The organism is Novosphingobium sp., assembly GCF_027486195.1.
In the GTDB taxonomy this organism is placed as follows: domain Bacteria; phylum Pseudomonadota; class Alphaproteobacteria; order Sphingomonadales; family Sphingomonadaceae; genus Novosphingobium.
On record NZ_JAIXPP010000010.1, the window covers coordinates 56,469 to 69,079 of the forward strand.

10 protein-coding genes are annotated in these 12,611 nt (G+C 68.1%); 3 read left to right on the forward strand and 7 right to left on the reverse strand.

Annotation, left to right across the window (positions count from 1 at the left end):
- The first annotated feature begins 199 nt into the window (after nucleotides 1-199).
- Nucleotides 200-1,954: a c-type cytochrome gene (locus Q0071_RS01800; RefSeq protein ID WP_298164643.1), complete on the forward strand. Its 1,755-nt coding sequence runs from the start codon at nucleotides 200-202 to the stop codon at nucleotides 1,952-1,954.
- 4 nt (nucleotides 1,955-1,958) lie between these two features.
- Here the strand turns inward: Q0071_RS01800 and Q0071_RS01805 are convergent, their stop codons facing one another.
- The 5 genes from Q0071_RS01805 to Q0071_RS01825 are packed head-to-tail and all read right to left on the reverse strand — an operon-like array spanning nucleotide 1,959 to nucleotide 8,421.
- The gene (locus tag Q0071_RS01805; RefSeq protein WP_298164645.1) at nucleotides 1,959-2,381 is read right to left on the reverse strand and encodes a heme-binding protein; all 423 of its coding nucleotides are present in this window, start codon (nucleotides 2,379-2,381) and stop codon (nucleotides 1,959-1,961) included.
- A 6-nt stretch (nucleotides 2,382-2,387) separates the two neighbouring features.
- Nucleotides 2,388-3,689, reverse strand: coding sequence for a glycolate oxidase subunit GlcF (gene glcF, locus Q0071_RS01810; protein ID WP_298164647.1), 1,302 nt, complete (start codon nucleotides 3,687-3,689; stop codon nucleotides 2,388-2,390).
- Nucleotides 3,673-4,800: an FAD-binding protein gene (locus tag Q0071_RS01815; RefSeq protein WP_298164649.1), complete on the reverse strand. Its 1,128-nt coding sequence runs from the start codon at nucleotides 4,798-4,800 to the stop codon at nucleotides 3,673-3,675. The genes glcF and Q0071_RS01815 overlap by 17 nt, the downstream gene beginning before the upstream one ends.
- On the reverse strand, nucleotides 4,800-6,308 hold the full coding sequence (locus tag Q0071_RS01820; RefSeq protein WP_298164651.1) for an FAD-linked oxidase C-terminal domain-containing protein: 1,509 nt from the start codon (nucleotides 6,306-6,308) through the stop codon (nucleotides 4,800-4,802). Before Q0071_RS01820 ends, Q0071_RS01815 begins: the two co-directional genes overlap by 1 nt.
- Nucleotides 6,309-6,324: 16 nt before the next feature.
- On the reverse strand, nucleotides 6,325-8,421 hold the full coding sequence (locus Q0071_RS01825) for a malate synthase G (RefSeq protein ID WP_298164654.1): 2,097 nt from the start codon (nucleotides 8,419-8,421) through the stop codon (nucleotides 6,325-6,327).
- 98 nt (nucleotides 8,422-8,519) lie between these two features.
- Here Q0071_RS01825 and Q0071_RS01830 point away from each other — a divergent pair, with 98 nt between their 5' ends.
- A complete protein-coding gene (locus tag Q0071_RS01830) occupies nucleotides 8,520-9,410 on the forward strand; it encodes a LysR family transcriptional regulator (protein ID WP_298164656.1) in 891 nt (296 codons plus the stop codon).
- Here Q0071_RS01830 and Q0071_RS01835 read toward each other — a convergent pair.
- Complete coding sequence (locus Q0071_RS01835) at nucleotides 9,407-10,285, reverse strand: L,D-transpeptidase family protein (protein WP_298164658.1); 879 nt, start codon at nucleotides 10,283-10,285, stop codon at nucleotides 9,407-9,409. The genes Q0071_RS01830 and Q0071_RS01835 overlap by 4 nt on opposite strands.
- Nucleotides 10,286-10,397: 112 nt before the next feature.
- A complete protein-coding gene (locus Q0071_RS01840; protein ID WP_298164661.1) occupies nucleotides 10,398-11,876 on the reverse strand; it encodes an efflux transporter outer membrane subunit in 1,479 nt (492 codons plus the stop codon).
- A gap of 47 nt (nucleotides 11,877-11,923) precedes the next feature.
- Between Q0071_RS01840 and Q0071_RS01845 the strand changes: the two genes are divergently transcribed.
- A complete protein-coding gene (locus Q0071_RS01845) occupies nucleotides 11,924-12,556 on the forward strand; it encodes a TetR/AcrR family transcriptional regulator (RefSeq protein ID WP_298164664.1) in 633 nt (210 codons plus the stop codon).
- Nucleotides 12,557-12,611: the final 55 nt, after the last annotated feature.

The window sequence follows — 12,611 nt, forward strand, 5'->3', positions numbered from 1 at the left end:
AAATGCCTGTTGGACGAAACTCTATGACCTCTGGCAATTATATGACCAGATCGTCATATAATTGCCGCAGCCCCGCCCCCCTTGAGCATCTGCCACCCGCCGCCATCACAGGCAGGCGTGGCCTCCTGCTGCCTGTCTTCACCGCCATTTCCCTCTGATCAGGATTGACCGCCGGCGGACGGACCACCACAGTCGCGCCATGATCAAACATCTCTCGCGCCGCACCGTCTTCGTCGCCGCCAGCGCCGCCGCGCTCGGCCTCGCCATCATCTCGCCGCGCGCGCCGCTGGCTGCCGCGTCCGAACCCGCGAGTGCAGACTGCGCGCCGGACAATGGCGGGCTCAGCCTGCCGCCGGGCTTCTGCGCCACGGTCTTTGCCGATCACCTCGGCCATGCCCGCCACCTCACCGTCGGTGCGGACGGCACGGTCTACGTCAACACTTGGGACTATCCCGACTACTTCCCCGGCGCACCCGCACCTGCCGGCGGCTTCATCGTCGCGCTGAAGGACCGCGATGGTGATGGCGCCGCCGACGTGACCGAGCGCTTCGGCTCGAATGCCCGCAAGGGCGGACAGGGCGGCACCGGCATCGCGCTGTGGAACGGGGCGCTCTATGCCGAGGAAGGCAGCACCATCGTCCGCTATGCGCTCACCCCCGGCGTGGCAGTGCCCGGCGGCGCGGGCGAAACGGTCGTCTCTGGCCTCGTCATGAAGGGGGATCATCCGATGCACCCCTTCGCGATCGACAAGGGCGGCCTCCTCCTCGTCAATTCCGGCTCAGCCTCCAACACGTGCGAAAGCCCCAATCGCCAGCCAGGCGCCAAGGGCGCAGACCCCTGCATCGAACAGCAGACGCGCGGCGGCATCTGGGCCTATCGCGCCGACAAGACCGGACAGGTCTTCTCCCCCGCCGACCGCTGGGCCACCGGCATCCGCAACACCGGCGGCATCGCGTTCGACAGCGCGGGCCGTGTCTTCGCCACCCAGCACGGTCGCGATCAACTCTCGCAGAACTGGCCCGCGCTCTATTCCGGCGAACAAGGCGCGGAATTGCCGAGCGAGATCCTGTTCTCCCCGTTCAAGGGCGCGGATTTCGGCTGGCCGACCTGCTACTACGATGGCCAGCGCCACGTGCTCGCCCCCGAATATGGCGGCGATGGCGGCAAGACGCCCAATGGATCAGGGGGCCGCTGCGCCGGCAAAACGCCCATCGTGGCTGCCTATCCCGCGCACTGGGCGCCCAACGATGTCGCGATCTACAGCGCAGGCCGCTTCCCCGCCGCCTATGCCGAAGGCGCGTTCATCGCCTTCCACGGCTCGTGGAACCGCGCGCCCGCGCCGCAGGACGGCTATCTCGTTGCGTTCCAGCCGCTGAAGGACGGCAAGGCCTCGGGTACATGGATCCGCTTTGCCGATGGCTTTGCCGGAGAATACCGCGAACCCGGCCGCGCTGCCCACCGCCCGGCGGGCCTCGCCGTGGGGCCGGACGGCGCGCTCTATATCGCCGATGACGTGCGCGGCACGATCTGGCGCGTGACCTACCACGGCGCGGCGGACGCTCCGCTCACCGCCGCCCCGCGCGCGGCGGTGAAGAGCGCGCTCACCACCGGCGATCCGTTCAGCGGCAAGCCCCCGCTCGCCCCGCCCGGCTCGAACGCGGACGAAGTCGCGCTCGGCCAGCGGATCTACTTCGGCGAGGCCAAGGGCGGCACCTGCGCAGGCTGCCACGGCTCTGATGGGCGCGGCAGTTCCGCCGGCGGCTCGCTTGTCGGTCCCGCCTATCAATGGAGCGACGGCTCGCTCGAAGGCCTTGCCGCCACGATCCGCACCGGAGTCGCCAAGCCGAAGAAGGCTAGCGGCGGCATGCCCGCGATGGGCGGCGCGCCGCTGGATGAGGCCGATGCGCGGGCGGTGGCGGCCTACGTGTGGACCATGGGCCACCGCCCCGGCTGAGGCATCAGGCGGCGAGCCCCGCCGCCTTGATCCCCGCCAGCCCGGCGAGTTCGTCATTATCGCTGGTGTCGCCGGTCACACCGACCGCGCCGATCACCGCGCCGTCTGCATCCTTCACCAGCACACCGCCCGCTGCAGGGACGATCCCCGCCGGATTGAGCCCCGCCGCGGCATTGATGAAGGTCGGCCGCTCGATCGCCATCTCACCGATGGTGCGCGAGGAGACCCCCAGCGCCAGCGCGCCCGAGGCCTTGGCGGTCGCGATCTGCGGGCGCAGGTTCGAGGAACCATCTTCGCGCGCGAAGGCGATCATGTGGCCACCGGCATCGAGCACGGCAACGCTGATCGGCTTGAGGCCAAGCGCGCGCGCTTCCTTGAGCGCGCCATCAACGATTGTCTGGGCCTGATCGAGCGAGATACGGGTCATGGGTGTTTACTCCTGGGGAAGATGACTGAGATTTGCGGGTTTCGGGCCGCCAGTGGCCCAATCGAGCAATTCGATGGTGTGGACGACGGGTAGACCGGAATGGCGCGCGATCTGCACTGCGCAGCCCACGTTGCCGGTGGCGATCACATCGGCCTCCAACGCGCTCAGCCGCTCAGCTTTTCGCGCACCGAGCTGGCCGGCGAGTTCGCTCTGGAGAATGTTGTAGGTGCCCGCTGAACCGCAGCACAGATGCGCCTCCGCCGGCAGCCGCACGGCATAGCCCGCCTCCGCCAGCAGCCGCTTCGGTGCTTCGGTCACCTTCTGGCCGTGCTGCAAGGAGCAGGGCGGATGATAGGCCACGGAAAGCCCCCGCGCCGTCACCGGTGGCAGCCCCACCTTGGCCAGATACTCGCTCACATCCATCGCCAGCGCGCTCACCCGCGCCGCCTTTGCGGCATAGGCGGGGTCGCCGCGCAGCATATGGCCATAATCCTTGATCGTGGTGCCGCAGCCTGATGTGGTGACGATCACCGCATCGAGGCCCTTCCCCTCGATCTCGGCCATCCACGCATCGACATTGCGCCGCGCCGCCGCCAGCGCATCGCTCTCGCGCCCCAGATGATGCACCAGCGCGCCGCAGCAGCCTTCGCCCTGCGCAAACACCACCTCGTGCCCCGCCCGCTCCAGCAACCGCACCGTCGCCGCGCGCACCTCAGGGCTCAGCACCGGCTCGGCGCAGCCCTGCAGCAAAGCCACCCGGCCCTTGGGCCTCGCCATCCGTTCGGGCTGCACCAGCACCGGCGCAGGCACCCGCTTGGGAGCCAGCGCGACCATCGCCGCCAAGGGTCGCAGCGCCTTGATCCGCTTCATCAGCGGCACGAATGGCCGGCCCAGCGGCGCAAACTCCAGCGCCAGCCGCATCCGCCCGGAATAGGGCAGCACCCATGCCAGCAGCCGCCGCGTGGCCTGCTCATGCCAGGGCCGCCGATAATGCTCGTGGATATAGGCCCGCGCATGATCGACGAGGTGCATGTAGTTCACCCCCGAAGGACAGGTCGTCATGCAGGCAAGGCATGAGAGGCAGCGGTCGACATGCTTGACCGTTTCCGGCCCCGGCACGCGCTGGTTCTCCAGCATGTCCTTGATGAGGTAGATCCGCCCGCGCGGGCTGTCGTTCTCGTCACCCAGCAGCACATAGGTCGGGCAGGTCGCGGTGCAGAACCCGCAATGCACGCACTTGCGGATCACGCTTTCCGATGTCGCCATTGCCGGATCGGCGAGCGCACCTGCGTCAAACCGCGTCTGCATGCGCATCCTCCGCAAACCGGCCAGTGGCGAACACGTCCTTGGGGTCGAACGCCCGCCGCACCCGCGCTTCCAGCGCCAGCACGCCCCGCGCGCGTGGATGAAACGCCAGAACCCGCGCCCGCATCGCCTTGGGCGCCAGAACCAGCCGCGCCTCTCCGCCCAGAAGTGCCGCACTCTCGCGCACAGCCTCGTCCTCGTGATCGGTGCCGATCCAGAGCCGCCCGCCGCCCCAGTCCATCGCCCAGTCCGCGCCCTCAGGCAGCGCGCCGATCAGTTCCGCCGCATGGCGCGGCGGCAGATGCACATCCCAGCGCACCGCCCCGTGCAAGGCCTCACCCGTCATCGCCCGCCACCACAGGGGCGCAGCCTCGTCCTCGGCCATGGCCTCCAGCGCGCAATGGCCCGCGAGCAACTCCGGCAGCACCGCACAACGCGCCGCCACCGAAGGCACAAAGCCCGCCACGCGCAACAGCACCGTCCCATCCGGCAATGCGGCAGCGGCAGACACATCCGCCCGGCTCCCCAGCGCGCAGGCCATCGCCGCATGCGCCGCTGCCGGGGCAAGCCCGCGCGCCGCCATCGTCACCACTTCGCGCGGACGCGGCAGCACTTTCAACGTGAGTTCGGTCATCGCACCAAGGCGGCCCCACGATCCCGCCATCAGCTTGGGGAGGTCGTAGCCCGTCACGTTCTTGACGACCTTGGCGCCTGCAACAAACACCTCGCCGCGCCCCGAAACCGCCGTCAGCCCCAGCAGATGATCGCGCGCGCTCCCCGCCGTTACCCGCCGCGAACCCGCCACGCCCGCCGCCACGGTGCCGCCGATGGTCGCACCCGCATCGCCCCACGGCTCGAACGCCAGCATCTGCCCTTCGCTCGCCACCAGCGCCTGCACCTCGGCCAGCGGCGTGCCCGCACGCACCGTCAGCACCAGTTCCGCCGGATCGTAGTCGACCACGCCCGTCAGCCCCGCCAGCGAGACCAGTTCAGCCTCACGCGGCGCACCAAACTCCGCGTGCGTGCTGCCGCCGCGCAGCTCCAACTTGCGCCCACCCGCCGCGGCATCGGCGACGATTTCGGCAAGGTCCGCCGCATCCCTAGGCTCCAGCATCAGAACCTCGGCAACTCGGGATGCGGCAGCGCGCCGTGATGCACATGCATCCGCCCCAGCTCCGCGCAGCGGTGCAGCACCGGAAACACCTTGCCCGGATTGAGCAACAGTTCCGGATCAAACGCGCACTTCACGCGCTGCTGCTGCTTGAGGTCCGCCTCGCTGAACATCTCCGGCATCAGATCGCGCTTCTCGATCCCAACCCCATGCTCGCCCGTCAGCACCCCGCCCACCGCCACGCAGAGCCGCAGGATATCCGCACCAAACGCTTCCGCCTTGTCGAGTTCGCCCGGCACATTCGCATCATAAAGGATCAGCGGATGAAGGTTGCCATCGCCCGCGTGGAAAACGTTGGCGACGCGCAGCCCATATTCTGCGGACAGCTCATCCATCCGCCGCAGCACATCGGGCAGGCGGCGGCGCGGGATCGTCCCGTCCATGCAGAGATAATCCGGCGAAATCCGCCCCACCGCCGGAAACGCCGCCTTGCGCCCCGCCCAGAACGCCATGCGCTCCGCCTCGTTTTCCGAAACGCGCGAAGTGACCGCACCATTGGCATCGGCAATCCGCGCAATCTCGCCGATCAGGAAATCGCACTCCGCCGCCGGGCCATCGACCTCGACGATCAGCAGCGCCCCCACATCGAGCGGATAGCCCACCTGCACAAAGGCCTCGGCAGCATGGATCGCGGGCCGGTCCATCATTTCCATGCCGGCGGGGATGATCCCCTCGGCGATCACTTGCGCCACGCAGGCCCCTGCCTGCTCGGCATCGGGAAAGCCCACCAGCACCGCCCGCGCCGTCTCGGGCTTCGGCAGGATGCGCACCGTCACTTCGGTGACGACGCCCAGCAGCCCTTCCGAGCCGACCACCACGCCCAGCAGATCGAGCCCACCCGGATCAAGATGCCGCCCGCCCAGCCGCACGATTTCGCCGTCCATCATCACGATCTCGACGCCGAGCACATTGTTCGTCGTGAGCCCATATTTCAGGCAATGCACCCCGCCCGAATTCTCAGCGACATTGCCGCCGATGGTGCAGGCAATCTGGCTCGAAGGATCGGGCGCGTAATAGAAGCCCCTGCCCTCCACCGCCTGCGTGATCGCAAGGTTGGTAACGCCGGGCTGCACCACTGCCACACGGTCCTCGTAGTCGATCTCCAGCACCCGCTTGAACTTGCCGAGCCCCAGCAGCACCGCATCCGCCAGCGGCAGCGCCCCGCCCGAAAGCGAAGTCCCCGCCCCGCGCGGCACCACTTTCACGCCCTCGGAATGGCACCACTTAAGCACAGCGGAAACTTGCGCGGTCGTCTCGGGCAACACGACCATGAGCGGCGGCTGGCGGTAAGCCGTCAGCCCATCCGATTCCCAAGGCCGCAGCGCCTCGGGTGCATCGATCACGCCCCCACCAGAACCTTTGGCCCCCGGCACGATCGCCCGCAGCGCCCGCGCGATCCGCTCGCGCTTGGCGAGCGTTTCGGCATCTGGCACCGGCATGGCAATCGTCATCGGGCGGTTCTCCGGCTCAGGCGGCCGCCTTCACCTTCTGGCGGAACGCGTGCAGCAGCGGTTCGGTATAGCCGCTCGGCTGCGAGACGCCATCGAACACCAGCGCCCGCGCCGCCTGAAACGCGAGGCTGCCTTCGGGATCACCCGCCATCGGCTGGTAGAGCGGATCGCCCGCATTCTGCGCATCGACCTTCGCCGACATGCGCAGCAGCGCCGCATCGACCTGCTCCGGGGTGACGACCCCATGCAGCAGCCAGTTGGCGATATGCTGGCTCGAAATGCGCAGCGTAGCGCGGTCCTCCATCAGGCCGACGTCGTTGATATCGGGCACCTTGGAGCAGCCGATGCCCTGATCGACCCAGCGCACGACATAGCCCAGAATCCCCTGCGCATTGTTGTCGATCTCGGCTTGAATGTCCGCCTCGGACCAGTTTTGCCCCGCCGCCACCGGAATGGTCAGCAGCGCATCAAGGCTGGCAATCCCTTCCGCGCGCCGCTCCATCTGCCGCGCAAACACATCGACCTTGTGGTAATGCGTTGCGTGCAGCACGGCAGCTGTCGGCGAAGGAACCCATGCGGTGTTCGCGCCGGTCTTGGGATGACCGATCTTCTGCACCAGCATGTCAGCCATGCGGTCGGGCATCGCCCACATGCCCTTGCCGATCTGCGCCTTGCCCGAAAGCCCGCACGCAAGGCCGATCTGCACGTTGCGGTCCTCGTAGGAGGTGATCCACGGGCTCGTCTTCATATCGCCCTTGCGCAGCATTGCGCCGGCTTGCATCGAGGTGTGCATTTCGTCGCCGGTGCGATCAAGGAAGCCGGTGTTGATGAACATGATGCGGTCCTTCACCGCATGGATGCAGGCGGCAAGGTTCGCGCTCGTGCGGCGCTCCTCGTCCATCACCCCGATCTTCAGCGTGTGGCGCGCAAGGCCCAGCACATCCTCCACCGCATCGAACAGATCGTTGGCGAACGCCGCCTCTTCCGGCCCATGCATCTTCGGCTTCACGATATAGACCGAACCCGTCCGGCTGTTGCGGCGCGCGCCATTGATATCGTGCATCGCGATCAGGCTGGTGACGATCCCGTCCAGAATGCCCTCGGGCGCCTCGCCCCCGCCCGGCAGCAGCACCGCCGGATTGGTCATCAGATGGCCGACATTGCGCACCAGCAGCAGCGAACGGCCATGCAGCGTCAACGCCGAGCCATCGGGCGCGGTATAGACGCGGTCCGGATTGAGCCGGCGCGTCATCATCCGCCCGCCCTTCTCGAAGGTGTCCTCAAGATCGCCCTGCATCAGCCCCAGCCAGTTGGCATAAGCCGCCACCTTGTCCTCGGCATCCACCGCCGCGACCGAATCCTCGCAGTCGCAGATCGTCGAGATCGCCGCTTCCAGCACGACGTCGGCGATCCCAGCCGGATCGTCCTTGCCGATGGGATGCGCCGGATCGATCACCACTTCGATGTGCAGGCCATTGTGGCGGAAGAGCAGGTTCGCGCCAGCGCGACCGACCAGCTGCGCCGGATCCTTCAGCGCCAGATCGCCGCCGGTCCAGTCAGCCCACGAACCCGCCGCCAGCGGCACCACCTCATCCAGAAGCGCCTTGGCCCAAGCAATCACCTGCGAGCCGCGCACGGGGTCATAGCCCTTCCCCGCCGCCGCGCCCGGGATGGCATCGGTGCCATAGAGCGCATCATAGAGGCTGCCCCAGCGCGCATTCGCGGCATTGAGCAGGAAGCGCGCATTGAGGATCGGCACCACCAGCTGCGGCCCCGCCGTTACAGCCAGCTCGGCATCGACATTCTGCGGCGCAACGGTGAACGGCGCCGGTTCTGGCACCAGATAGCCGATCTCGCTCAGGAACGCCTTGTAGGCCTCGATATCCTGCGGCTGGCCAGCGCGCGCCTTGTGCCAGGCATCGATCTTCGCCTGCAGGTCCTCGCGCTTGGCCAGCAGCGCGGCATTGCGCGGCGCAAACTTGGCGAGGATATCCGCCGCCCCAGCCCAGAAGGCATCTGCCGCCAGCCCCGTCCCCGGCAGTGCGCGCGTTTCGATGAAGTCCGCGAGGACACCAGCCACCTGCAGCCCCGAACGCTCGACATATCCGCTCATCGCACCGACTCCCAAAATCCGATGCCCCTCCCCTAGGCCCCGCTGCCGTCTTCCGGTAGAAGGAAATAATTCAACGCAGCTTCTCCTTTCAGGAAACAATGTTCGATCCCGATTACGATCTCTTCCTCGCCATCGCAGAAGCCGGATCGATCTCCGCCGCAGCGCGCGCACAGGGAGCTTCCACCGCCGCGCTCTCGAAGCGCCTGGCCCGGCTGGAAGAGCGCCTTTCCGCCCGCCTCGTCCACCGCACCACGCGCCGCCTTGCGCTCACCCCCGCCGGGCAGGATCTCCACGATGCGCTGCTCCCGCTGCGCTCCACCCTCAAGGCCGCCGAGGAACGCGTCAGTGGCCGCCACACCCATGTGCGCGGGCCGCTCGCGGTCACCGCGCCCACGTCGTTCGGCCGCATGCATGTCGTGCCCCACGTGCCCACCTTCCTCGCCGCCCACCCGGACGTGCGCCTCCAGCTCGATCTCTCCGACGAGTTCGCCGACCTCCTCGATGGCAGCTGCGATCTGGCGATCCGCATCGGCGCCAAGATCGGCACCGGTCTTGTCGGACACCGCCTCGGCACCAGCCACCGCGTGCTCTGCGCCGCCCCCGCCTATCTCGCCCAGTTCGGCACGCCCGAAACGCTTGGCGACCTCAAGCACCATCGCCTGCTCGCCACCACCAGCCAGCTCCCCTGGCAACTCGATGGCCCGGAGGGCACGGTCACCCACCAAGGCCAGAGCCACGTGCGCACCAATTCCAGCGAAGTCGTTCGCGAACTCGCGCTCGGCGCTTGCGGCATCGCGCTGCGTTCCTTGTGGGATGTGCACGAAGCGCTCGGCTCAGGCGCGCTCGCCCGCGTCCTGGCGCAATATCAGGGCTCGCAGGATGTCGGAATTTATGCCGTCCATGCCCCCACGCCCGCGCTCCCCGCGCGGATCGAGGCCTTTATCGCCCACCTCGGCACCCATCTCTCGGCGGGCAGCGGCCTCGTCTAGGCCGTAACCCGGATGCAGGCGATGCCCCGCGCCGCCAGCCGTCCGCAGATCGCATGGGCATCCGGCCCCGAAGCGCGCAAACGGTAGACCTGCATCTGCCGCACCACCGCCGGGATGATCACCGGCTCCAGCGCTTGCAGTTCGGGCTCGCTTGCTGAAAGCTCCTGCCACAACTCATCCGCCCCGGCGACGTTGGTTGCCGCCGCCAGTTGGATCGTCTGTACCGTGCCCTGCATGGCCCCCTGCGCTGGCATTGCGGATGGCGGCGCATAGGCCTGCCGCACCGGCGCCGCCTGCGCGGGAGCAGGCAGCCCAAGCGCCGCGCTTTTCGCCGCCTCGGCATAGTCCAGCGGCTGGCGCAGGATCACCACCGAGGTCGAAGCCGGATTGGTCAACGCATAAAGCTGCCGCGCGAAATCCCACGGCAGGCGGATGCACCCATGCGAGGCCGGCGCTCCCGTCACCCGTCCGGCGTGAAGCGCCACACCGCTCCACGTCAGCCGCTGCATATAGGGCATCGGCGCGTTGTCATACGTGCGCGAGCGGTGCTTCACGTGCTTCTGCAGGATCGTGAAGGTGCCCGCCGGCGTGCCATAGCCGCGCCGCCCGGTCGAAACCGCCGTCGATCCCCATTCTTCGCCGTCTCGGAACACCCAGAGCCGCTGCGAGGGGATGCTCACCACGATCAGCACGCCCTTGCGGGCAGCTGAAACGGGCGTGGGCGGGGGTGGCCCCTCCGGCTCACCATCAAGCGCCGGATCGGGCGCACATTGCGCCGCGGCCGAAGCGAACTGGACCGGCGCAGGGGTTGGCGCCACCCGCTCGGCAAAGGCCGCTCGGGCGAGTACGCCGCATCCCAGCAGCGCCAGCACCATTCCCGCCAAAACAGAGACTCGTCCCGAAGCCCAACCCATGCAGTATGGTTAACGGATCGTTACCTAACGTAACACTGCTTTTTGGTCTTTGTCCGGCCTCAGCAGGCGTCCCTCAACGGGACGCTGCGAGCCGCTCTCCGCCCGCCTGCCAGCCGCCGCCCAGCGCTCGAAAGGCGGTGACACCCGCGCGCGCTGCCTCGGCCCGGGCAGCAATCGCCTGATCCTCGGCATCGAGCCGCTGCCGTTCGATCGCCAGCGCCTCGATCCGGCTTACCACACCGGCCTGAAACGCCGTCTCGATCCGCTGGCGGCTATCCGCCAGCCGCGCCGCGACCGTGGCCGCCGCGTCCGCCTGCTCGCTACGCTTGGTCAGCGCGAGCAGCGCATTCTCGCCCTCCGCCGCGGCCTGCAGCGCGGTCTGCCGCCAGTTCGCGACAGCTTCCTTCAGCCGCGCTTCCGCCGCCGATTGCTGCGCCCGCAGCCGCCCGCCCGTGAACAGCGGAACGTTGAACCCGCCGCCAGCACCGGCCTGCACCGCGCCGCCGGTGAACAGGTTGCCCATCCCGTTGGCAAGAAACCCGGCAAAGCCCGAAATGGTGAAGCGGGGATAGCGCGCCGCGATCGCCTCCGCCACGCGCGCATCGCTCGCCGCGACCAGCCGCTCAGCCGCGACGACATCGGGCCGCCGCGCCAGCAGCGAGGCCGGGCCATCGGGCACCGCAGGCGCGCGCACGGCCGGAATGCCGCTCTCACTCATCTTGGCCCCACTCATCTTGGCCCCACCCATCTCGCGCGCGACTTGCCCGGGCGCACGGCCCATCAGCACATCGAGCCGGTTGCGCTCCACTTCCAGCGCGGTCTCCAGCGCCGGAACGGCCAAGGTTGCCCCGGCCAGTTCCGCCCCGCTGCGGTCCGTCTCGGTCAACGCCGCCACGCCGCGTTCGGCCCGCTGGCGCAGCAGGGCGTCCGCATCCCGCGCCGCTGCAACGCGCGCGTGCGCCACCGCGAGCCGCGCCTCGATCGCGCGCACGTCAATGTAAGTGTTCACCACTGAGGCCGCGATCGTCAGCCGCGCACCGGCCAGCCCCGCCTCCGCCGCGCCCGCCTCGGCCCGCGCCGCACGGGCACCAGCCGAAAGCCGCCCGAACAGGTCGAGCTCCCACGAGGCCGCACCGTTCAGGCCATATTGCTCGACCGTCCGCTGAAAGCCGGGAAAGCGCGAAAAGGCGCGGCCCTGCACATCCTCGATCGATTGCCGCTTGATCCCAGCCGAACCATCAAGCGAGGCCTGCGGCATCAGCGCGCCCTTGGCTGCCTTCAGCCCTGCTGCAGCCTGCTCCAGCCGCGCCGCAGCCGCTGCGATATCGAAATTGCCGGAAAGCGCCGTGTCTACCATGCGGTCCAGCACCGGATCGCCGAAGCTCTTCCACCAGCCCTCGGCCAGCGGCACGGCATCGGCCGCTGCCGGCGCATTGCGGAAAGCACCGGGCAGCACCGGCGCAGCAGGCCGGGCATAGGGCGCGGCCTGCGCAGCGGGCGCTGCCCCGCCGAGCACGAGAACGGCCGCAGCTCCGGCAAGAAAGGTCCACATCGGAAGAGTCCTTGACCTATGAATGATGAAAGAATATATCCTTTTTCATGAAAATCAACCCAGCCATTTCAGAAAAGCGAAAGGCAGGTCGGCCCAGCGTGGACCGCCGGGACGAGATTCTCGACGCCGCCGAACGCCTCTATGATGCGCTCGGATTCGAAAAAGTCACGGTGACCGACGTTGCCCGCGCGCTCGGCATGTCGCCCGCCAATCTCTATCGCAGCTTCGCCAATCGCCAGGCCATCGACGAGGCGGTGACAAGCCGCGCGTTGACCGGCGTGGAAGACGCCGCATGGCGGGTCGCGCGCGGCGCCTCCGCCGATCCGATCCGCACCTTTGAGCTGCTTTGCATGGATATCGCCCTGAAAATGCGCGATCTTCTTTTCAAAGGCGGGCGCTCAAGCGATCTGTGCCTCGCCGCCACGCGCGGCAATTGGCCGCCGGTGCAGCAGTTCATGGATACGCTGCACGGCCTCATCCGCCATGTCATCGCCGAAGGCCAGCGTCAGGGCGTCATGCGCGCCGATCTCCCGCTCGAGGCAACCTCGGCCGCCACCTTCACCGCGATGGCCAAGGTCTGGCACCCGGTCATGCTCGATACCTTCGGCGTGGCCCACCTTGAAAGCGAGACGGCGGGGATCACGCGCCTGGTGCTTGAGGCGCTCAGAACCAAAAACTGAAAACAGAAATAATTTTTCATCTTTTCTGAAACGTCAGCCGTGATTATAGGGGAGT